The sequence below is a fragment of the Pseudomonas sp. HMSC067G02 genome (genome assembly GCF_001813485.1).
Lineage (GTDB): Bacteria > Pseudomonadota > Gammaproteobacteria > Pseudomonadales > Pseudomonadaceae > Pseudomonas > Pseudomonas aeruginosa.
Genome location: NZ_KV812728.1, coordinates 58686 through 78582 on the forward strand (window position 1 = coordinate 58686; position 19897 = coordinate 78582).

A 19897-nucleotide genomic window follows, 5' to 3' on the forward strand; every position below is an offset into this window, starting at 1 on the left:
TCGGCGGATAACGCCGGTGGCGTTATCCGCCCCACCCCAGGGTTGGCGGCATCGCGTAGGGCGGCGGCGCATCGCCTCAGAAGGTGAATTCCATGTTCAACGTCGGCGTCGAGGTGCGGCTGCCGGTGCCGCCGTCGACGCCGAACTTGTTGTGCCAATACTCGTAGCCGACGCCGAGCCACAGGTTCGGCTGGCGCTTGTCGCCTGGCAGGGCGGCGACCATCAGGGCGGTGCGGACCAGGGTTTCCGCCGCGGTGTCCTTGTCGTTGTAGTCCTCGCCCTTCTCTCCCACGTAGTTGACGAAGCCCTGGAACTTCGCCGCACGGTTGCCGACCTTGAACGGCCGCATCCAGGTCAGGTTGAGCATGTAGGTGGTGTCGAAGGTGTGGTCGGGATGGCGCGCGCCGGGCACGCCGAAGTGGTTCTTCTCGCGGTAGTAGAGCAGGCTCAGGTCGAGCACGCCGGGACCGTTGAACTTGAGGGTCGGGCCGAACACCAGGGCGCGCTTCTTGGCCGAAGCCAGGTTGTTGTTGCGGCTGGCGTCGAAGCCCAGGGTGAAGGCGTAGTCCTTGACCAGGCCGGTGCCCAGCGGCCGGTCGAACACCCGCGAGGCGTAGAGCTGGTGGCGGTAGACCGCATAGACCTCGCTGCCACCGTGGTCGGTGCCCTTGCGCGGGTCGCGGCTGTCGGAAAGGAACACATCGAGATTGAAGAAATTGCTGCCGTAGCGATAGCCGTCGGCGTGGGTGAAGCTGTAGATGCGCTTGGCGAACTTGTCCGGGTTGTTCGGGTTGGTGAATTGCTGGCCGTAGCGGAAACCGACGCTGTTGCTCATCCATTCCAGCGCCATGCTCTCCCCGGCGCCGACGAGCGCGATAAGGGCGGCGGCGCCCTGCATCATCTTCTTCATGCTGTGTGTCCTGCTGGTTGCTTGTTGTTCTTGTGGCGACTCAGCCCCCGGTTTCGCGCCGGGGTCGCGGGGCAGTATCGGCACTTCGCCGCGCTGACCAAAGAACAGAATATCGAACATACCGATGCCGAAACGGCATCAGCGAACGAGCAAGCTCGGGCAAGCCGTCTGGCATCGGCGCGAGCGCCGCTCAGGCCTCGTTCAGGCGCGCTTCCTCGCGCTCGCGCAGGCGCACTTCCTCGGCGATCTGCCGGGCCAGGGCGTCCACCGCCACCGGCAGGTAGCGGCCGGTGCGCACGTAGAGGCCGAGGTCGCTGTGGATGCCGCCATTGTCTTTCAGCGGCAGGAAGCGCAACTCGCCCTGGGCGATGTCGGCTTCGATCCCCAGGCGGGTCTGGAAGGCGACGCCGAGCCCGCGCCGCGCCAGTTGTCGCGACAGCTCCAGGGAGCTGCTCTCCAGCACCGCCCGGCGCGGTTCGCGCAAACGGCGCTGGAGCGGCGCCAGCAGGTGATGGATGGACAGCTCGCTCTTGGCCATGATCAGGCCATGTTCGACGCAATCGGCGAAGGCGATGGCCTGGTGTCGCGCCAACGGGTGCTGCGGGGAGACGATGGCACCGAGGCGGAAATGGCCGACGCTGACCTGTTGCAGGTCGGCGCTGCGCGGCAGGGCGAAGGCCAGGCCGAGGTCGACCGCGCCGCTGCTCACCGCCTCGGGTATCGCCTGGGAACCGAGCAGGGTGACGCCGACGGTGATGTCCGGGTAGCGTTCGCGCATCGCCTTGAGCACGCAGGGCAGCAGGTCGCTGGTCACCGCCTCGATGGTGGCGATCTCCACATGGCCGGTGCGCAGGCCTTGCAGCGCGTCCAGTTCGGAACGCACGCGCTCCATGTCCTGCAGGACCACGGTGACGTGGCGCGCGAAGATCTCCCCGGCTCCGGTCAGGCGCAGGCCCCCGGGCAGGCGGTCGAACAGCGGCGCGCCGATCTCGTCCTCCAGCTTGAGGATCTGCCGGTTCACCGCCGACGAGGCGACGTTCAGGCGTCGCGCGGCTTCGCGGATCGAATGGCAGCGGCGCACCATGTCGAAGTAGTGGATCGCGGGCGCGTGGATATGCAGCTTGCGGCTCATGGCGGACCGAAGGGATGACGGAGCTGTCGACCTTCCGGGAAACACCGGCGAATGGCAAGGGGAAGCGCCGCCTCGGCGGATAACGCCTGCGACGCCATTCGCCCTACCGATAGCCCCGCCCGGCGGCCTACCGGGACGCCTGCTGCGACTCCACGCCAAGCTCGTCCCACACCGATTCGGCCAGGTGGAAGGTCGCGTTGGCCGCGGGAATGCCGCAGTAGATGGCGCTCTGCATGATCACTTCCTTGATCTCGTCGCGGCTCACCCCGTTGTTCTTCGCCGCGCGCAGATGCAGCTTGAGTTCCTCGTTGCGGTTCATGCCGATCAGCATGGCGATGGTGACCAGGCTGCGGGTGTGTCGCGGCAGCCCCGGACGGGTCCAGATGTCGCCCCAGGCGTGGCGGGTGATCATCTCCTGGAACTCTTCGTTGAACGGCGTCAGGTTGGCCAGGCTGCGCTCGACATGGGCGTCGCCGAGCACCGCGCGGCGCACTTGCATGCCGGCTTCGTAGCGTTGTTTCTCGTCCATCGGCGGCTCCTCAGGCGGACAGCAGGAAATCGACCAGGCGGCGGCTGAAGGCGTCGCCCGCTTCGACGTTGGACAGGTGCGCGGCGGCGAACTCGACCAACTGCGCGTCGGCGATGCGCGCCTGCATGAAGCGGGCGTTGTCCGGAGTGGTCACGGCATCGTGGCTGCCGGCGACGATCAGCGTCGGCGCCTGGACCAGCCCGAGCTGCTCGCGGAAATCGGCGTCGCGTACCGCAGCGCAGTTGGCCGCGTAGCCCTGCGGCGAGGTGGCCGCGAGCATCGCGACGATGCGCTCGACCTGCGCCGGTTCGCGCTCGGCGAAGCCCGCGGTGAACCAGCGCGCCACCGAGGCGTCGCGCAGGTCGCGCATGGCCTGCTCGCCGCCTTTCAGGACGGTATCGATGCGGGTGTTCCAGACCTCGTCGCTGGCAATCTTCGCCGCGGTGTTGCACAGCACCAGCCGGCCGAGCCGCTCGCCGGCGTGGATGCCCAGCCACTGGCCGATCAGGCCGCCCATGGACAGCCCGCAGAAATGCACGCGCGGCAGCTCGAGGGCATCGAGCAGGGCAAGCACGTCGGCGCCGAGCTGGCCGATGGCGTACGGTCCGGGGGTGACCAGCGAGGCGCCGTGGCCGCGGGTGTCGTAGCGCAGCACGCGGAAATGGGCGGTGAGTGCGGGGATCTGCGTGTCCCACATGCCCAGGTCGGTGCCCAGCGAGTTTGACAACAGCAGGACCGGCGCGCCGGCCGGTCCTTCCAGGGAGTAGTTCAGGTCGCCGTCGGCGAGGCGTACGGTTGGCACGAAGGGTTCTCCAGTCAGGCGGGATGGGGTTCGAAGCCCAGGGCATGGTGTTCGGCGAGCGCGCGCTCGACCCAGGCGCGGGCCTGGCCGAGGTAATGGGCGGGATCGAGCAGGCGGTCCAGTTCGTCGCCGGACAGCTCGGCGCTCACTCGCGCCTCTTCGCCGAGCACCGCGCGCAACTCGCGGCGCTGCTCGACGGCGCGGCGGCAGCACTGTTCCACCAGGTGGTGCGCGGCTTCGCGGCCGATACGGCGGGCCAGGGCGATGCTCACCGCCTCGGCGAGCACCAGGCCGTGGGTCAGGCCGAGGTTGTGGCGCATCCGCTCGGCGTCCACCTCCAGGCCTTCGAGCAGGCCGATCGCCTGTTGCAACGCGCCGGAAACCAGGCAACAGAGTTCCGGCAGGGTTTCCCACTCGGCGTGCCAGAGACCGAGGCTGCGCTCGTGTTCCTGCGGCATCGCCGCGAACAGGGTCGAGACCAGCCCCGGCGCACGGGTGGCGGCGGCGATCAGCACCGCGCTGCTCACCGGGTTGCGCTTGTGTGGCATGGTCGAGGAACCGCCGCGCCCGGCGCCGGCCGGCTCGAAGACCTCGCCGGCCTCGGTCTGCATCAGCAGGCTGACATCGCGCCCGAACTTGCCGAGGCTACCGGCCACCAGGCCGAGCACGCTGGCGAACTCCACCAGGCGGTCACGCTGGGTGTGCCAGGGTTGTTCGGGCAAAGCCAGGCCCAGCTCCTCGGCCAGCGCCGCGGCCACCGGCAGGGCCTGCTCGCCGAGCGCGGCGAGCGTCCCAGAGGCGCCGCCGAATTGCAGCACCAGCAGGCGCGGGCGCAACTCGCGCAGGCGCTGGCGGTGCCGGGTCAAGGCGCCGAGCAGGCCGGCGAGCTTCATGCCCAGGGTCACCGGGGTGGCGTGCTGCAACCAGGTGCGCCCGGCCAGCGGCGTGTCGGCATGCCGTTCGGCCTGGTCCGCCAGGACCTCGGCAAGACGTTGCAGATCCTGCTCGAGCAAGGCCAGCGCGCGGCGCAGTTGCAGCACCAGGCCGCTGTCCATGGCGTCCTGGCTGGTGGCGCCGAGATGCACGTAGCGCTCGGCCTCGGCGTCGCCAGCCGCCACCTGGCGGCCCAGCGCCTTGACCAGCGGGATCGCCGAGTTGCCGGCAGTGGCGACCGCGTCGGCCAGCGCCAGCGGGTCGTACAGTTCGGCGCGGCAGGCCGCCTCGATCGGCGCCACCGCCGTCGCGGGAACCACCCCGGTGCGCGCCTCGGCGCGGGCCAGGGCGGCCTCGAAGTCGAGCATGCCTTGCAGGCGGCCGCGGTCGGAGAACACCGCGCGCATCGGCGCCGCCGTGAAATAGGCATCGAACAACTGGTTGGCGGGTACGTCGCTCATCGGTTTTCCTTTTCCCGGCCCGTCAGGGCTCGTCGTTCAGGTAGCTGACCTTGCGCAGGTCCGGCAGGCTCACGCAGACCAGCAGCGCCAGCAGGCACATGGCTGAAACATACCAGTAGAAGACGTTCTCCATCCCTACCGACTTCAGCCCCAGGGCGACGTACTCGGCCGAGCCGCCGAAGATCGCGTTGCCCACCGCGTAGGACACTCCGACGCCGAGGGCGCGCACCTCCGGCGGGAACATCTCGGCCTTGATCAGGCCGCTGATGGAGGTGTACAGGCTGACGATGGCCAGCGCCAGGATGATCAGGAAGAAGGCCATGTAGGGACTGCTCACGGTCTTCAGCGCGAGCAGGATCGGCAAGGTGCAGAGTGTGCCCAGGGTGCCGAACCAGAGCATCGAGGTCTTGCGCCCGATGCGATCGGAAAGCATGCCGAACAGCGGTTGCATCAGCATGTACGCGAACAGGGCGAAGGTCATCACCGCGCTGGCGGTCTTGGCGCTCATCCCGGCGGTGTTGACCAGGTACTTCTGCATGTAGGTGGTGAAGGTGTAGAAGATCAGCGAGCCGCCGGCGGTGAAACCGAGCACGGTGAAGAAGGCCCGCTTGTGCTTGAACAGCTCGGCGAAGGTGCCGGATTCCTTGCGCTCCAGGGTCGACTTCGAAGCGGTCTCGTTCAGCGAGCGCCGCAACCAGAGGGCGATCACCGCGGTGATCGCGCCGATCACGAAGGGAATCCGCCAGCCCCAGGCACGCAGTTCGTCTTCGCTCAGCAACTGCTGCAGGATCACCACCACCAGCACCGCCAGCAACTGTCCGCCGATCAGGGTGACGTACTGGAACGAGGCGAAGAAGCCGCGCTGGCCCTTGAGCGCCACCTCGCTCATGTAGGTCGCGCTGGTGCCGTACTCGCCGCCCACCGACAGGCCCTGGAACATCCGCGCCAGCAACAGCAGCGCCGGCGCCAGGGTGCCGATGCTGGCGTAGGTGGGCATGCAGGCGATCGCCAGGGAGCCGGCGCACATCATCACCACCGAGATCAGCATGGCGGTCTTGCGCCCGTGCTTGTCGGCGATGCGGCCGAACATCCAGCCGCCGATGGGGCGCATGAGGAAGCCGGCGGCGAAGACCCCGGCGGTGTTCAGCAACTGCACCGTGGGGTTGTCGGAGGGGAAGAAGGCCGGTGCGAAGTAGATCGCGCAGAAGGCGTAGACGTAGAAGTCGAACCATTCCACGAGGTTGCCGGAGGAGGCGCCGACGATGGCGAAGATGCGCTTGCGGCGTTCTTCGTTGCTGTACTGGTGAACAGGGGCAGTCATGCTGTTGTTCTCTCGACAGGGTCCGTTTCATCCTGACCGTGCGACGGAGCGTCCTGTTCCGCTGCACACGCGCCGCGCCGCCGCCGAACCATGGGCAGCGCCGCGCGACGCGCGCTCTTGATACCGGGCGGGCGACCCGGTTGTGCCAGTCAGACCCGCTCGATGGCCAGCGCCAGGCCTTGGCCGACGCCCACGCACATGGTCGCCAGGCCGCGCCGGCCGCCGCTCTTCTCAAGTTGATGGAGCGCGGTGAGGACCAGCCGCGCACCGCTCATCCCCAGCGGATGGCCGAGGGCGATGGCACCGCCGTTCGGGTTGACCTTCTCACTGTCGTCGGCCACGCCCAGTTCGCGCAGGCAGGCCAGGCCCTGGCTGGCGAAGGCTTCGTTGAGTTCGATCACGTCGAAGGCGTCGATCGCCAGGTCCAGGCGCCGCAGCAGCTTGCGCACCGCCGGCACCGGGCCGATGCCCATGATCCGCGGGGCGACGCCGGCGCTGGCCATGCCCAGCACCCGCGCGCGCGGAGTCAGGCCGTGCTTCTCCACTGCCTCGGCGGAGGCCAGGACCAGCGCGGCGGCGCCGTCGTTGACCCCGGACGCGTTGCCGGCGGTGACGGTCTTCTCCGGCCCGTTGACCGGCTTGAGCCGGGCCAGCGCCTCCAGGGTGGTGTCGGGACGCGGATGCTCGTCGTACTCGACCAGGGTGTCGCCCTTGCGCCCGCGAATCGTCACCGGGACGATTTCCTCGGCGAAGAAACCGGCCGCCTGCGCCCTGCCGGCGCGCTGCTGGCTGCGCAGGGCGAAGGCATCCTGGTCGGCACGCGACACGCGATAGTCGTCGGCGACGTTGTCGGCGGTCTGCGGCATCGGGTCGATGCCGTACTGCTCCTTCATCAGCGGATTGACGAAGCGCCAGCCGATGGTGGTGTCCTCGATCTTCTGGCCGCGCCCGAAGGCGCTATCGGCCTTGCCCATCACGTACGGCGCGCGCGACATCGACTCGACGCCGCCGGCGATGGCCAGCTCCATCTCGCCGCAGGCGATGGCGCGGAACGCCGTGCCGATGGCGTCCATCCCCGAGGCGCAGAGGCGGTTGAGGGTGACGCCGGGCACGCTCTCCGGCAAACCGGCCAGCAGCAGCGCCATGCGCGCCACGTTACGGTTGTCCTCGCCGGCCTGGTTGGCGCAGCCGAGGAACACCTCGTCCAGCGCCGACCAGTCGACCCCCGGGTTGCGCTCGACCAGGGCCTTCAGCGGCACCGCCGCGAGGTCGTCGGCGCGCACCGCGGAAAGACTGCCGCCGAAACGGCCGATCGGCGTGCGCACGGCATCGCAGATGAATACCTCGCGGCTCATTCGTCGCTCCCCTTCTGTCCATGGGCGGCCGCGGTGCGCGCCTCGAGGTCGCGCAGCGCGGCGAGTTCGACCTCGCTCGGCGCGGGCGTCTCGGCGACCCGCTCGGCGAAGCGGATCGCCCAGCCGGTGGCCTCGACCACCTGCTCGCGGGTCACGCCCGGATGCAGCGAAGTGACCACGAACTCGTTGCTGCCGGCTTCCGGCTCCATGATGCACAGGTCGGTGATGATCGCCACCGGCCCCTTGCCCGGCAGGCCGAGGCGCTGGCGCGAGTCGCCGCCCTCGCCATGGCCGACCGAGGTGACGAAGGCCAGCTTGTCGACGAAGGTGCGGTGCGACTGCTTGAGGATGATCAGCACTTCCTTGGCGCTGCCGGCGATTTCCGGCGCGCCGCCGGCTCCCGGCAGGCGCACCTTGGGCTGGCGGTAGTCGCCGATCACGGTGGTGTTGATGTTGCCGAAGCGGTCGACCTGGGCCGCGCCGAGGAAGCCGACGTCGATCCGTCCGCCCTGCAGCCAGTAGCGGAAGATCTCGCCGGTGGGGACCACGGTATCGGCGGTCTCGGCCAACTCGCCGTCGCCGATGGACAGTGGCAGGACGCTGGGCTTGGCGCCGATCGGGCCGGACTCGTAGATCAGCACGACGTCCGGCGAGGAAGTCAGGCGCGCCAGGTTGGCGGCCTTCGACGGCAGGCCGATGCCGACGAAGCACACCGCGCCGTTGTGCAGGCGGCGGGCGGCGGCCACGGTCATCATCTCGTTGGTGCTGTAGCTGCTCATCGCTTGCCCTCCGCGAGCTTGGCCTGGAAGGCGCCGAAATCCTCGGTCCCCCGGATGTATTCGTCGATCCACGCGGTGAAGCTTTCGCGGTCGCGGGCGATCGGGTCCCAGTCCTGGTAGAAGCGGTTGTCGCGCTCGTAGTAGCCGTGGGCATAGGACGGATGCGCGCCGCCGGGCACCAGGCACACGGCGCTGAGCGCCCAGCTCGGCAGGACGCAGGCGTTCATCGGGGCGTCCAGTTCGTCGACGATCTCCTCGACGGTGACGATGCAGCGCTTCGCCGCCAGGGCCGCTTCCTTCTGCACGCCGAGGATGCCCCAGAGCAGCACGTTGCCCTTGCGGTCGGCCTTCTGCGCGTGGATCACGCTGACGTCCGGGCGCACCGAGGGCACCGCCGCCAGCACTTCGCCGGTGAACGGGCAGGTGACGCTGCGGATCAGCGGGTTGACCTTCGGCAGGTCGGAGCCGGCGTAGGCGCGCAGCACCGCGAAGGGCAGCCCGGAGGCGCCGGCGACATAGGCGTTGGCGAGGTCGGCGTGGCTGTGTTCCTCGATCTCCAGCGGTTGCGGCCAGCCCTTCTCCACCGCGTCGCGCAGGCGGTGCAGCGAACCGACACCGGGGTTGCCGCCCCAGGAGAACACCAGCTTCTTCGCGCAGCCTGCACCGATCAGCAGGTCGTAGACCAGGTCGGGAGTCATGCGGATCAGCGTCAGGTCTTTCCTGCCCTGGCGGATCAGCTCGTGGCCGGCGGCCGTCGGGATCAGGTGAGTGAAGCCTTCGAGGGCGACGCTGTCGCCATCGTGGACGAAGCGTCGCACCGCTTCGCGCAGGGAGAGGATTTCAGCCATCGGTCGGGTCTCGTCTTGTTGTGCGCTGCCTGGACGGCACGTGACGAGAACCTTACGCCGGGGTCCGAGGGCTCACAATCCGATAATCGATTAACAGTTCGATAATCGAACAGAACGTTAGCAAGCATCCGATCGACCGAAGCCGTCGCCTCATTCGTCGCTGTGGATCACCACCAGCAATTCCGCCTGGGTCTCCCCCAGGGAGCGGATGCGGTGCGGCTTCTGTGCGTTGAAATGCAGGGCGTCGCCGCGCTCGAGGATGATCCGCTGGTTCATGAAGTCGACCTCGACCTGGCCCTCATGGACGAAGATGAACTCTTCACCGAGGTGCTCCTTGAACGTCGAGTGACTGAAATCGCGCGGCGGGTGGACGATGAACGGCAACAACGCACGGGCGCCGATCTGCTGCGCGAGGGAGGCGTAGGCCGGGCCGTCGTCGCCGCTGGACAGCGACTTGCGCTGGTCGCGACGAACGATGCTGTAGCCGTCGACACCGTCGCTTTCCTCGGAGAACAGCTCCTCCACCTGCACGTTCAACGCCTTCGCCAGCTTCAGCGCGGCGGCAATGGACGGCGTGTTCAGCCCGCGCTCGACCTTGGACAGGTAGCTCTTGGTCAGGCCGGTCTTCTCGGCCAGGGTCTCCAGCGTGACCCCGAGTTTTTTTCTCAGCAATTTCAAGCGCATGGACATTGAGGACAGCCTTCTCCCGATGGCGATGAAACTTTTCTCTTGCTAATGACACTTTGTGTCATATAACTTGATCCGTGTCATTTACAGCCGGGTCGTTGCGTGGCGCGCAACTGCCTGGCGTTTCCCCCGACTCGCTCCGTCAAAGGAACCTCGCATGGCTACGACACTGGAATTACCCAAGGATCAACTGATCCAGCACGCGCTGAAGCAGATGAAAAGCAGCCTCGGCGATAATACGTGGACTGACCGGCAAAAGCTGGCCCTGACCTGCCGGATTCTCTTCGAGGCCGGCCACGACTCCGGGCTCGCCGGGCAGATCACCTCGCGCGGCCCGGAGGCGGGGACCTACTACACTCAGCAACTGGGCCTGGGCTTCGACGAGATCAGCGCCGGCAACCTGCTGCTGGTCGACGAAGACCTCAACGTCCTCCACGGGCACGGCATGGCGAATCCGGCCAATCGCTTCCACAGCTGGGTCTATCGCGCCCGCCCGGACGTCAACTGCATCATCCATACCCACCCGCTGCACATCGCCGCGCTGTCGACCCTGGAAGTACCGCTGCAGGTCTCGCACATGGACCTTTGCCCGCTATACGACGACTGCGCCTTCCTCAAGGACTGGCCGGGCGTGCCGGTAGGCAACGAGGAAGGCGAGATCATCTCCGCCGCCCTCGGCGACAAGCGCGCCATCCTGCTCTCCCACCACGGCCTGCTGGCCACCGGTGCGAGCATCGAGGAGGCCTGCGTGATCGCGGTGCTGCTCGAGCGCGCGGCGAAGATGCAGTTGCTGGCGATGGCCGCCGGAGAGATCAAGCCGATCCCGCCGGCCCTGGCGCGCGAGGCCCACGACTGGATCTCCACCCCGAAGCGCCACGGCGCCGCATTCAACTACTACGCCCGGCGCTGCCTGCCGCGCAACAGCGACTGCCTGAGCTGAACGACCTTTCCCACCAGGTCCGTCCTGGCATTTCCCACTCAATGTCACGGGTACATCCAATGTCCGCATCCATCCACGGCATCATCGGCTACACCATCACCCCCTTCGCCGCCGACGGCGGTCTCGACCTGCCGGCCCTCGGCCGCTCCATCGAGCGCCTGATCGACGGCGGCGTGCACGCCATCGCCCCGCTCGGCAGCACCGGCGAAGGCGCCTACCTGAGCGATCCGGAATGGGACGAGGTGGTCGACTTCACCCTGAAGACCGTCGCCCATCGCGTGCCGACCATCGTCAGCGTCTCCGACCTGACCACCGCCAAGACCGTGCGCCGCGCGCAGTTCGCCGAATCCCTCGGCGCCGAGGCGGTGATGGTCCTGCCGATCTCCTACTGGAAGCTCAACGAGGCGGAAGTGTTCCAGCACTACCGCGCGGTGGGCGAAGCCATCGGCGTGCCGGTGATGCTCTACAACAACCCGGGCACCAGCGGCATCGACATGTCGGTGGAACTGATCCTGCGCATCGTCCGCGAAGTGGACAACGTGACCATGGTCAAGGAGAGCACCGGCGACATCCAGCGCATGCACAAGCTGCGCCTGCTCGGCGAAGGCCGGGTGCCCTTCTACAACGGCTGCAACCCGCTGGCGCTGGAGGCCTTCGTGGCCGGCGCGAAAGGCTGGTGCAGCGCCGCGCCGAACCTGATCCCGACGCTCAACGGCCAGCTCTACCAGGCGGTGCTCGACGGCGACCTGGAGAAGGCCCGCACGCTGTTCTACCGGCAGTTGCCGCTGCTCGACTTCATCCTCCGCCGGGGCCTGCCGACCACCATCAAGGCCGGCCTGGGCCTCTCCGGCCTGGAGGTGGGGGCGCCGCGCCTTCCGGTGCAGGCGCTGGATACCGAGGGCTGTCGGTATCTGCAGGGGTTGTTGGAAGAGCTGCGCTGATCACCCCGTCAGCGCTTTGACCCGACGGGCCCGGACGACTTGGGGCCCGTCGTTTTTTTTGCCGACGCGCAGCGCGTTCAGCGCGCCGCCCAGGCATTGAAACGCTGTTCCAGCTCCTCGCCGTGGTCCACCCAGAACTCGGCATCCACCGCCCGCGCGCCTTCGAGGTTGGCCGGCGCGGTCGGCAGCGCCTCCTGCACCGTCTTCGGCAGCAACGCCAGGGTGCCCTTGTGTACCGGCCCGTAGGGGATCTGCTCGGAGAACACCTTCTGCGTCTGCGGCTGGCTGGCGAAGGCGATGAATTTCTCCGCCAGCGCCTTGTTCGGCGTGCCCTTCACCACCGCCCAGTACTCCGGATCGTAGAGACTGCCGGGCCAGACGATGGCCAGTTTCACCCCCTCCTTCTGCGCAGCGGCGATGCGCCCGTTGTAGGCCGCGCTCATCACCACGTCGCCGGCCGCCAGCCATTGCGGCGGCTGGGCGCCGGCCTCCCACCACTGGATGTTCGGCTTGAGCTGGTCGAGCTTGGCGAAGGCGCGGCCGACCCCCTCCGGGGTGGCGAGTACCTTGTAGAGGTCCTCCGCCTTCACCCCGTCGGCCAGCAACGCCACTTCCAGTGTGTACTTGGCGCCCTTGCGCAGGCCACGCTTGCCGGGGAACTCGCGGACGTTCCAGAAATCCGCCCAGGACTGCGGCGCCCTGGCCAGCTTCGTCGAGTCGTAGGCCATCACCATCGACCAGACGTAGGTGGCCACCCCGCACTCGCTGAAAGTGCCGGGGACGAACTGCGCGGGGTCGCCGAAGCGCGCCGGGTCGAGGCGTTCGAACAACCCCTCGTCGCAGCCGCGGAGCAGTTCGGGGCTCTCCACCTCGACCACGTCCCAGCTGACCTTGCCGACGTCGACCATGGCCTTCACCTTGGCCATTTCGCCGTTGTATTCGCCGGCGACCACCTGCCCGCCGCCGCTTCGCTCGAAGGGTTTGAAATAGGCCTGTTCCTGGGCGGCCTTGGTCGCGCCGCCGAAGGAGATCACCGTCAGGCTCTGGCTCTGCGCCTGGGCCGCCGCGGCGAACGCCAGGCCGAACAGGGACAACCGGGAAAACACGTGTGCGTACTGGTGCAAGGACTTGTACATGGAACACTCCCACAGCCGATTGGCATTGTTGTGATGTTGCTGAGGCAGTTGCCGGCCAGAGGCCGAAACGGTTCCGCGCGCGGTCGCCAGGCGCCGCGTCGTCGTTATGGGGGGACGCTCCGTGTCGCCGGCGACCCGGCCGAGGCCGGGCCACCGGGGCGCGTCAGAGCACGCCGATCTCGCGCGCGGTGCGATCCACCGCGATACGGGTCTTGTCGATCAGTTCGTCGATCTCGGCACGCCCGGCCACCAGCGCCGGGGCCATGATCATGCGGCCGAGGGTGGAGCGGATGATCACGCCCTCCTCGAAGCCGATGGTGCGGCAGCGCCAGGCCAGGTCGTTCTCGTTGGCGAAGCGCTTGCGGGTCGCCTTGTCCTCGGCGAACTGCAGCGCGGCGACGAAGCCGGCGCCCTGGACCTCGCCGACCAGCGGATGGTCGCCGAAGACCTCGCGCAGGCAGCGTTGCAGGTAGGGACCGGTCTCCTCCCTGACCCGCGTGACCACGCCCTCGTCGCGCAGCGCCTTGAGGTTGGCGATGGCCACCGCCGCCGCCACCGGGTGGCCGGAATAGGTCAGGCCGTGGGCGAACACCCCGCCCTGCTCCACCAGCACCTCGGCGATGCGCTTGCCGAGAACCAGGCCGCCCATGGGGATGTAGCCGGACGTCAGGCCCTTGGCGATGGACAGGGTGTCCGGCTGGAAGCCGAAGTGTTCGTGGGCGAACCATTCGCCGGTGCGGCCGAAGCCGCCGATCACTTCGTCGGCGCACAGCAGCACGTCGTACTGCCGGCAGATGCGCTGGATCTCCGGCCAATAGCTTTGCGGCGGGAAGATCATGCCGCCGGCGCCCTGGAAGGGCTCGGCGACGAAGGCGGCGACGTTCTCCGCGCCCAGTTCGAGGATCTTCTCCTCCAGTTGCAGCGCCGCGCGGCGACCGAACTCGGCCGGGCTCAGCTCGCCGCCGTTGGCGTACCAGTAGGGTTCGTCGATGTGGGCGAAGTCCGGCAGCATGCCGCCCATCTCGTGCATGAACTTCATCCCGCCGAGCGCGGTGCTGCCCAGGGTCGAGCCGTGGTAGCCGTTCCACCGGCCGATCATGATCTTCTTCTGCGGCTTGCCGAGGATCTGCCAGTAGCGCCGCACGGTACGGATCAGCACCTCGTTGGCCTCGGAGCCGGAGTTGGTGTAGATCGCGTGGCTGTAGTGGTCCGGCAGCAGGCTGAAGAGCATCTCGGAAAGCTCCACCACCGCCGGGTGGGTGGTGTGGAAGAACATGTTGTAGTACGGCAGTTGTTCCAGCTGGCGGCTGGCGGCGGCGGCGAGGTCCTGGCGGCCGTAGCCGAGGTTGGTGCACCAGAGGCCGGACATGCCGTCCAGGTAGCGCTTGCCGTCGTTGTCCCAGAGCTGCAGGCCATCGCCGCGGACCATCACCCGCGGGCCTTCGCGGTTCAGCGCCTTCTGGTCGAGGAAGGCGTGGATGTGGTGCGCGGCGTCCAGTTGCTGGTAGTCGCGGGTGTCGCGCTGCGGGTTGAGCTGAGCGGTCATCGTCTGTGTTCTCCTTGTTCCCTTGGCGCGTCAGGCCGAAGGGGATTGCAGGGGATCGAGGGCGACGGACTTGCCCTGGGCAGTCTCACCGGCCGTCTCGAGCGGTTCGGGTACGAAGAGAGGCTTGCGCATCACGCCCTTGATCCACACCACCGCCACCAGCGAGACCACGCCCAGCACCACGCCGGCGCTGGCGAAGATCCGTCCGGTCATTTCCGGGGTCGGCGAGACGTGGACCACCGCGTAGATCATCCCGGCGATGCCGAACAGTTGCGGCAGCGGGTAGAACGGCGTGCGGAACGGACGGGCGATGTGCGGATAGCGACGGCGCAGGGCCAGCACGTCGACGTGGGCGATGATGTAGGCCAGCAGCCAGGCCAGCGCGGCGGCGAGCAGCAGCAGGTTGATCGAGTCCGGGTCCTGGCCGAGGATCAGGATCGGCAGGCCGGTGATCGCGGCGACGAACAGCACCGCCACCCAGGGCGTGCGCGCCCGCCGGCTGAGCTGCTTGAATTGCGGGAAGGCCTGGCCGTTCTGCGCCATCCCGTAGAGCATCCGCGGGATCGCCGCCAGCGACGAGTTGAGGGTGCTGCAGGTGGCGGTGATCGCGGCGATCACCAGGAACAGCTGGCCGTACTCGCCGAACACGCGGTTGGCGAAGAGGAAGTGTGGCAGCGGGTCGCCGGCCAGTTCCGCCTGCGGGATGCACAGCAGCGCACCGAAGCAGTAGAGGGCGATGGTCAGGAAGATGATGCTCAGGCCGAGGATCATCGAACGCGGGATGTTGCGCTCCGGACGCCGCGTCTCCTCCACCAGCGGGCAGACGAACTCGGCACCGACGAAGCCCCACACGGCCATCGCGGTGAGCGCCAGGGCGCTTACCCCTAGCGGGTTCCAGCCGCTCGCCAGGGCGGTCTGCGCGGAAGCGTGGTCACTGCTCACCGCACCCAGGCCGAGCACCAGCAGGACGATCATCATCAGCAGCGCCAGGGCGCTCTGCAGGCGCGCGAAGATGTCGATGCCGAGCAGGTTGAGCAGGGTGAACAGGCCGAGCACGCCGTAGGCCACCAGCATCGGCGGCAGCGCGCCGGGGTAGACCTTGCCGATGATCAGGTCGAGCAGCAGCAGTTCCGCCGAGAGGGCGAACATCGCCACCACCACGTAGCCGGAAAAGGTCGCCAGGATCGCCGGGAAATGCCCGATGGCCACCTCGGTGTAGCTGCTAAGGCTACCGGCGCGGGGAATCATCAGGGCCAGTTCGGAAAAGGAAAAGGCGTAGCTCAGCGCCAGCAGGTAGGCCACTCCCAGCGGCACGATGAAGCCCAGGCCGGCCGTCCCGGCACCTTGCAGCATCAGTACCATCACGCCCTGGGAAACCACCAGGCCGATGGCCACCGCCAGCAGCGGTCCCAGCCCGAGCACGCGGCGCAGGGCCGGCTCACGCACGTTCGGCGTGTCGTTCATTCGATCGTCCTCTTGTTGTCGTTATCGGCATCGAGTCGTGTCGCGTCCGTCGCGTCTTCAGCGCAACTGGAACCAGGTCGTCTTCAACTGGGTGTACTTGTCGAAGGAATGCAGCGACAGGTCGCGACCGAAGCCGGACTGCTTACCGCCGCCGAAAGGCACCGCGACGTCCAGCGCGTCCACGGTATTCACCGACACCGTTCCGGCATTCAAGCGCCGCGCCACCCGGTGCGCACGGTGCAGGTCGTCGCTCCACAGCGAGGCGGCGAGGCCGTAGCGGCTGTCGTTGGCCAGGCGGATGGCCTCGTCCTCGGAGTCGAAGGCGCTGATCGCCAGCACCGGACCGAAGATTTCCTCGCGGGCCAGCTGCATGTCCGGGCGTACGTCGCCGAACAGGGTCGGTTCGATGAAGTTGTCCGAACCGTTGATCGTCAACTGGCGGCCACCGCCGAGCAGGGTCGCGCCCTCGCCTTGCGCCCGCTCGATGGCGGCGAGAATCCCGGCGGTCTGCCGGCGGTCGACGATGGCGCCGGCGCGGCTGGCCGGGTCCAGCGGATCGCCCGGCTGCCAGTCGCGGGCCTTGGCCAGCAGGCGCTCGACGAACTCGTCGTGGATCGAACGCTCCACCAGCAAGCGCGAGTTCGCCGAACAGACCTCGCCCTGGTTGAAGAAAATGCCGAAGGCGGCCTTTTCCGCCGCCAGGTCGAGATCGCGGCAATCGGCGAACACCAGGTTCGGACTCTTGCCGCCGCACTCCAGCCAGACCTGCTTGAGGTTGGATTGCGCGGAATACTGCATGAAGTACTTGCCGACCTCGGTGGAGCCGGTGAACACCAGTGCGTCCACCTCCGGGTGCAGGCCGAGGGCCTTGCCGGCCTGCTCGCCGAGGCCCGGCACCACGTTCAGCACGCCTTCCGGCACCCCCGCCTCCAGGGCCAGCTCGGCCAGGCGCAGGGCGGAGAACGGCGACTGCTCGGCCGGCTTGAGCACCACCGAGTTGCCGGCGGCCAGGGCCGGGGCGAGCTTCCAGGCGGCCATGTCGAGCGGGAAGTTCCACGGCACCACCGCGCCGATCACCCCCAGCGGCACGCGGGTAATGGTGGCCAGGGCCTGCTGGGCGGTCGGCGCGACCTGGTCGTAGAGCTTGTCGAGGCTTTCCGCATACCAGGCGAAGACGTGGGCGGCGCCGGGCACATCGATGTTCCAGGCGTCCATCACCGGCTTGCCCATGTTCAGCGAGTCGAGCAGCGCCAGCTCTTCGCGATGGGCCAGCATCAGCTCGGCCAGGCGCAGCAGCACGCGCTTGCGCTCGACCGGGGCGAGACGCGTCCAGGGGCCTTCGTCGAAGGCGCGGCGGGCGGCGGCCACTGCCGCGTCGACGTCGGCCGCATCGCAGGCCGCGACCCGCGCCAGCAGGCGATTGCTCGCCGGATCGAGGGCGTCGAAGGTAGCGCCGCTGGCGGCCGGACGCTGGCGGCCGCCGATCAGGGCCTGGTCGATGAAGCGCTGTGTCGCGGCGCGCCGTTGCCAATCGCTGAGTTCGAACACCCCACCTTCTCCTTGTTATCTCGCCGGTCTGCGCCGGTCGTGGTTCTGCACGCATGGCCCGGACCGCCGGGAGGCGGACCGCTGTCCATGGGGTCGATGGGGAAGGATGGTCGCGCAAGCCGCGGCGAAGGAAAATTATTAAAAATGTCCTCGGGACATAAGAAAAAGCTGGCCAGGCGTGCCCCGGCAAAGTGCGTCGTGCTGGGTTATCGTGCAGGCGGGCAATCGTCGTCGCGGCCAGCGCCGCGACGCTCGGCGGCGGCCTGCAACTTGCTTGCAGCGCGGCGGACACAACAATCGAGGCGCGCACGCCCGGCCCGGGGAGGATGATGCGCCGATGAGGTCTTGCAGTGGCGTCCTATACCTTGCGGCAACTCAAGTATTTCGTGACCACCGTGGAATGCGGCAGCGTGGCCGAGGCCTCGCGCAAGCTGTACATCGCCCAGCCGTCGATCTCCACGGCGGTGAAGGGTCTGGAGGAAAGCTTCGGCGTGCAGCTGTTCATCCGCCACCACGCCCAGGGCGTGTCGCTGACCCCCGCCGGCGCGCGCTTCTACCGCAAGGCCCAGGAGCTGCTGCGGATGGCCCACGAGTTCGAGCAGAACGCCCTGGCCGACAACGACGTGATCGCCGGGCAGATCGACATCGGCTGCTTCGAGACGGTCGCCCCGCTCTACCTGCCGGGCCTGATCGCCGGCTTTCGCCAGGCCTATCCGGGGGTGGAGATCCGCATCCGCGACGGCGAGCAGCAGGAACTGGTGCAAGGCCTCACCTCGGGGCGCTTCGACCTGGCCTTCCTCTACGAGCACGACCTCGACTCGACCATCGAGACCGAGCCGCTGATGCCGCCGCAACGACCCCACGCGCTGCTCCCCGAAGGCCACCGCTTCGCCGGGCAGGCGCAAGTGTCGCTGCGCGACCTGTGCCTGGAACCGATGATCCTGCTCGACGTGCAGCCCAGCCGCACCTATTTCGTCAGCCTGTTCGAGGAACTCGGCCTGACGCCGAACATCGCCTTCAGCTCGCCGTCCATCGAGATGGTGCGCGGCATGGTCGGCCAGGGCTTCGGCTTCTCCCTGCTGGTCACCCGCCCGCATTCGGAATGCACCTACGACGGCAAGAAGGTGGTCATGGTCGACCTCGCCGAGCCGGTGTCCACCTCCGGGCTCGCCGCCGCCTGGCTGAAACGCGCGCAACTGACCAAGCCGGCACGATTGTTCGTCGACTACTGCCGGGAGCAACTGGGCAAGCTTGCCGAGCGCCGGCACTGACCCTCAGCTTTCCGACATTCCAAGAGGAACTTTCTTTCTGACAAAGACGAATCCGATGACTGTGGCAAAAAGCCTCCGTTGCTAGGGTGGCCGGCGCTCCGGACCACCCCGGTCCGGCGCACCATCCGCTCCATCCGCTGAGTTCCGTTAGCCTATCGGCGGCTCAGGCTGCCGAAGCGGGATTCCATCCGGTCAGTGCAACTCCGCCTTCCCCAAGGCGTTTCCAGGCCGTCATGCTCCGCCACGCGCTAGGACATGACGGCCCTTTTTACCCCTCCCGCGCCGCCTCAGGCACAATCCCCCGACGCCACCGGCCAGGGGAACGCGGATGCTGATCGACGAAGAAATCACCCTCAAGAAGCTGGAAACCTTCCTCGCCTTCATGCGCACCGGCAACCTGGCGCGCGCGGCGGCGGAACTGGGCACCAGCAACGTCAGCGTGCACCGCGCCATCCACTCGCTGGAAAGCGCCCTGCGCTGCCCGCTGTTCAAGCACGAGGGACGCAACCTGACCCCGCTGGAAAGCGCCTACGTGCTCGAGGAGCGCGCGCAGAAGCTGGTCCAGGAGGTACTCGACACGGTGCGCCTGACCCGCGAGGCGGCCGGCTTCTCCGCCGAGCGCTTCAAGCTCGGCGCGCTCTATTCGCTGACGGTGAAGACCGTGCCGCAACTGATCATGGGCCTCAAGCTGCGACGCAGCGCGCTGAACATCGACCTGATCCTCGGCTCCAACGTCGACCTGTTCTACCAGCTGAAGAACATGGAGCTGGACGCCATCCTGGTGTCGCTCAACGACAGCGTCAGCGATCCCGACTGCGAGCAGTTGCCGCTGTTCTCCGATGACATCTTCCTCGCCGTGCCGGTGGACTCGCCCTACGCCAGGCTCGCCGAGATCGATCTCAGCACCCTGCGCGACACGCCCTTCGTCACGCTCACCCAGGGCTTCGCCACCCATCAGGACGGCACCCGGGTGTTCCAGCAGGCCGGCTTCGAACCGCAGATCGCCATGCAGGTGAACGACATCTTCACCCTCCTCAGCATGGTCAGCTCGGGGGTCGGCCATGCGCTGCTGCCCAAACGCATCGAGGCGGTCTACGAGAACCGCGTGCGGCTGATCCCGCTGCAACCGCGCTATCGCCTGCAGCAGCACATCGGCGTGGTGTTCCTCAAGGCCAAGGAGCGCGACCCGAACCTGCTGGCGTTGCTCGCGGAGTGCCGGATGTACAGCCTGCGCCTGGAGCAGGAGGCGGCGGGATAGCGGACGGAAGTCCACATTGCCGCTGGCCCGCTGACC

Annotated in this window: 18 protein-coding genes; 4 read left to right on the plus strand and 14 right to left on the minus strand. The window is 67.8% G+C overall.

All coding sequences use genetic code 11. The features are described 5' to 3' along the window. Positions 1–76: 76 nt before the first annotated feature. The 10 genes from HMPREF2914_RS28315 to HMPREF2914_RS28360 form a co-directional block, all read right to left on the minus strand. Entirely contained in the window at positions 77–910 is an 834-nt protein-coding gene (locus HMPREF2914_RS28315) for a hypothetical protein (protein ID WP_003137110.1), read from the minus strand. A 190-nt stretch (positions 911–1100) separates the two neighbouring features. After that, positions 1101–2042 carry a LysR family transcriptional regulator gene (locus HMPREF2914_RS28320; RefSeq protein WP_003084073.1) on the minus strand — a complete coding sequence of 314 codons (942 nt, stop codon included), beginning with the start codon at positions 2040–2042 and terminating at the stop codon, positions 1101–1103. Positions 2043–2169: 127 nt separating this feature from the next. Next, a complete protein-coding gene (pcaC, locus tag HMPREF2914_RS28325) occupies positions 2170–2571 on the minus strand; it encodes a 4-carboxymuconolactone decarboxylase (protein WP_003084072.1) in 402 nt (133 codons plus the stop codon). Between the two features lie 10 nt (positions 2572–2581). Beyond that, the gene (gene pcaD / locus HMPREF2914_RS28330) at positions 2582–3373 is read right to left on the minus strand and encodes a 3-oxoadipate enol-lactonase (RefSeq protein WP_003084070.1); all 792 of its coding nucleotides are present in this window, start codon (positions 3371–3373) and stop codon (positions 2582–2584) included. A gap of 14 nt (positions 3374–3387) precedes the next feature. Continuing rightward, positions 3388–4767: a 3-carboxy-cis,cis-muconate cycloisomerase gene (locus HMPREF2914_RS28335; RefSeq protein ID WP_023092277.1), complete on the minus strand. Its 1380-nt coding sequence runs from the start codon at positions 4765–4767 to the stop codon at positions 3388–3390. 22 nt (positions 4768–4789) lie between these two features. Continuing rightward, positions 4790–6088, minus strand: a complete 1299-nt coding sequence (locus HMPREF2914_RS28340) for an MFS family transporter (RefSeq protein WP_003133088.1) — start codon at positions 6086–6088, stop codon at positions 4790–4792. A 149-nt stretch (positions 6089–6237) separates the two neighbouring features. Continuing rightward, on the minus strand, positions 6238–7443 hold the full coding sequence (gene pcaF, locus HMPREF2914_RS28345) for a 3-oxoadipyl-CoA thiolase (RefSeq protein ID WP_003110233.1): 1206 nt from the start codon (positions 7441–7443) through the stop codon (positions 6238–6240). After that, entirely contained in the window at positions 7440–8222 is a 783-nt protein-coding gene (locus HMPREF2914_RS28350) for a CoA-transferase subunit beta (protein WP_003084062.1), read from the minus strand. The genes pcaF and HMPREF2914_RS28350 overlap by 4 nt, the downstream gene beginning before the upstream one ends. Further along, positions 8219–9070 (minus strand): CoA transferase subunit A, encoded by an 852-nt coding sequence (locus HMPREF2914_RS28355; protein WP_003084060.1) that lies wholly within the window; start codon positions 9068–9070, stop codon positions 8219–8221. Before HMPREF2914_RS28355 ends, HMPREF2914_RS28350 begins: the two co-directional genes overlap by 4 nt. Before the next feature lie 150 nt (positions 9071–9220). Continuing rightward, positions 9221–9760, minus strand: coding sequence for a helix-turn-helix domain-containing protein (locus tag HMPREF2914_RS28360; protein WP_003112674.1), 540 nt, complete (start codon positions 9758–9760; stop codon positions 9221–9223). Between the two features lie 154 nt (positions 9761–9914). Between HMPREF2914_RS28360 and HMPREF2914_RS28365 the strand changes: the two genes are divergently transcribed. Both HMPREF2914_RS28365 and HMPREF2914_RS28370 read left to right on the plus strand, forming a co-directional pair. Continuing rightward, positions 9915–10697 (plus strand): aldolase, encoded by a 783-nt coding sequence (locus HMPREF2914_RS28365; protein WP_003084054.1) that lies wholly within the window; start codon positions 9915–9917, stop codon positions 10695–10697. Positions 10698–10756: 59 nt separating this feature from the next. Then, positions 10757–11638: a dihydrodipicolinate synthase family protein gene (locus HMPREF2914_RS28370; protein WP_003110235.1), complete on the plus strand. Its 882-nt coding sequence runs from the start codon at positions 10757–10759 to the stop codon at positions 11636–11638. Positions 11639–11715: 77 nt separating this feature from the next. On the opposite strand, the gene HMPREF2914_RS28375 is transcribed toward HMPREF2914_RS28370, so the two are convergent. The 4 genes from HMPREF2914_RS28375 to HMPREF2914_RS28390 all read right to left on the minus strand — a co-directional run bounded on the left by HMPREF2914_RS28375 (position 11716) and on the right by HMPREF2914_RS28390 (position 17332). Further along, the gene (locus tag HMPREF2914_RS28375) at positions 11716–12774 is read right to left on the minus strand and encodes an ABC transporter substrate-binding protein (RefSeq protein WP_003110236.1); all 1059 of its coding nucleotides are present in this window, start codon (positions 12772–12774) and stop codon (positions 11716–11718) included. A gap of 163 nt (positions 12775–12937) precedes the next feature. After that, positions 12938–14320: an aspartate aminotransferase family protein gene (locus HMPREF2914_RS28380; protein WP_003101901.1), complete on the minus strand. Its 1383-nt coding sequence runs from the start codon at positions 14318–14320 to the stop codon at positions 12938–12940. Between the two features lie 30 nt (positions 14321–14350). Next, entirely contained in the window at positions 14351–15784 is a 1434-nt protein-coding gene (locus tag HMPREF2914_RS28385) for an APC family permease (RefSeq protein WP_003084045.1), read from the minus strand. 57 nt (positions 15785–15841) lie between these two features. Further along, positions 15842–17332, minus strand: a complete 1491-nt coding sequence (locus tag HMPREF2914_RS28390; RefSeq protein ID WP_023092276.1) for an aldehyde dehydrogenase — start codon at positions 17330–17332, stop codon at positions 15842–15844. Positions 17333–17682: 350 nt separating this feature from the next. Between HMPREF2914_RS28390 and HMPREF2914_RS28395 the strand changes: the two genes are divergently transcribed. Then, entirely contained in the window at positions 17683–18603 is a 921-nt protein-coding gene (locus HMPREF2914_RS28395) for a LysR substrate-binding domain-containing protein (protein ID WP_003084035.1), read from the plus strand. A 328-nt stretch (positions 18604–18931) separates the two neighbouring features. Continuing rightward, positions 18932–19861: a LysR family transcriptional regulator gene (locus HMPREF2914_RS28400; RefSeq protein ID WP_009314998.1), complete on the plus strand. Its 930-nt coding sequence runs from the start codon at positions 18932–18934 to the stop codon at positions 19859–19861. The last annotated feature ends 36 nt before the right edge of the window (positions 19862–19897 follow it).

What these genes read in the sequence shown, in the direction of transcription:
- HMPREF2914_RS28315 (WP_003137110.1), bottom strand. Translation starts at nt 910, where the DNA reads ATGAAGAAGATGATGCAGGGCGCCGCCGCCCTTATCGCGCTCGTCGGC.
- HMPREF2914_RS28320 (WP_003084073.1), bottom strand. Translation starts at nt 2,042, where the DNA reads ATGAGCCGCAAGCTGCATATCCACGCGCCCGCGATCCACTACTTCGAC.
- pcaC (WP_003084072.1), bottom strand. Translation starts at nt 2,571, where the DNA reads ATGGACGAGAAACAACGCTACGAAGCCGGCATGCAAGTGCGCCGCGCG.
- HMPREF2914_RS28335 (WP_023092277.1), bottom strand. Translation starts at nt 4,767, where the DNA reads ATGAGCGACGTACCCGCCAACCAGTTGTTCGATGCCTATTTCACGGCG.
- HMPREF2914_RS28340 (WP_003133088.1), bottom strand. Translation starts at nt 6,088, where the DNA reads ATGACTGCCCCTGTTCACCAGTACAGCAACGAAGAACGCCGCAAGCGC.
- pcaF (WP_003110233.1), bottom strand. Translation starts at nt 7,443, where the DNA reads ATGAGCCGCGAGGTATTCATCTGCGATGCCGTGCGCACGCCGATCGGC.
- HMPREF2914_RS28350 (WP_003084062.1), bottom strand. Translation starts at nt 8,222, where the DNA reads ATGAGCAGCTACAGCACCAACGAGATGATGACCGTGGCCGCCGCCCGC.
- HMPREF2914_RS28355 (WP_003084060.1), bottom strand. Translation starts at nt 9,070, where the DNA reads ATGGCTGAAATCCTCTCCCTGCGCGAAGCGGTGCGACGCTTCGTCCAC.
- HMPREF2914_RS28360 (WP_003112674.1), bottom strand. Translation starts at nt 9,760, where the DNA reads ATGTCCATGCGCTTGAAATTGCTGAGAAAAAAACTCGGGGTCACGCTG.
- HMPREF2914_RS28365 (WP_003084054.1), top strand. Translation starts at nt 9,915, where the DNA reads ATGGCTACGACACTGGAATTACCCAAGGATCAACTGATCCAGCACGCG.
- HMPREF2914_RS28370 (WP_003110235.1), top strand. Translation starts at nt 10,757, where the DNA reads ATGTCCGCATCCATCCACGGCATCATCGGCTACACCATCACCCCCTTC.
- HMPREF2914_RS28375 (WP_003110236.1), bottom strand. Translation starts at nt 12,774, where the DNA reads ATGTACAAGTCCTTGCACCAGTACGCACACGTGTTTTCCCGGTTGTCC.
- HMPREF2914_RS28380 (WP_003101901.1), bottom strand. Translation starts at nt 14,320, where the DNA reads ATGACCGCTCAGCTCAACCCGCAGCGCGACACCCGCGACTACCAGCAA.
- HMPREF2914_RS28385 (WP_003084045.1), bottom strand. Translation starts at nt 15,784, where the DNA reads ATGAACGACACGCCGAACGTGCGTGAGCCGGCCCTGCGCCGCGTGCTC.
- HMPREF2914_RS28400 (WP_009314998.1), top strand. Translation starts at nt 18,932, where the DNA reads ATGCTGATCGACGAAGAAATCACCCTCAAGAAGCTGGAAACCTTCCTC.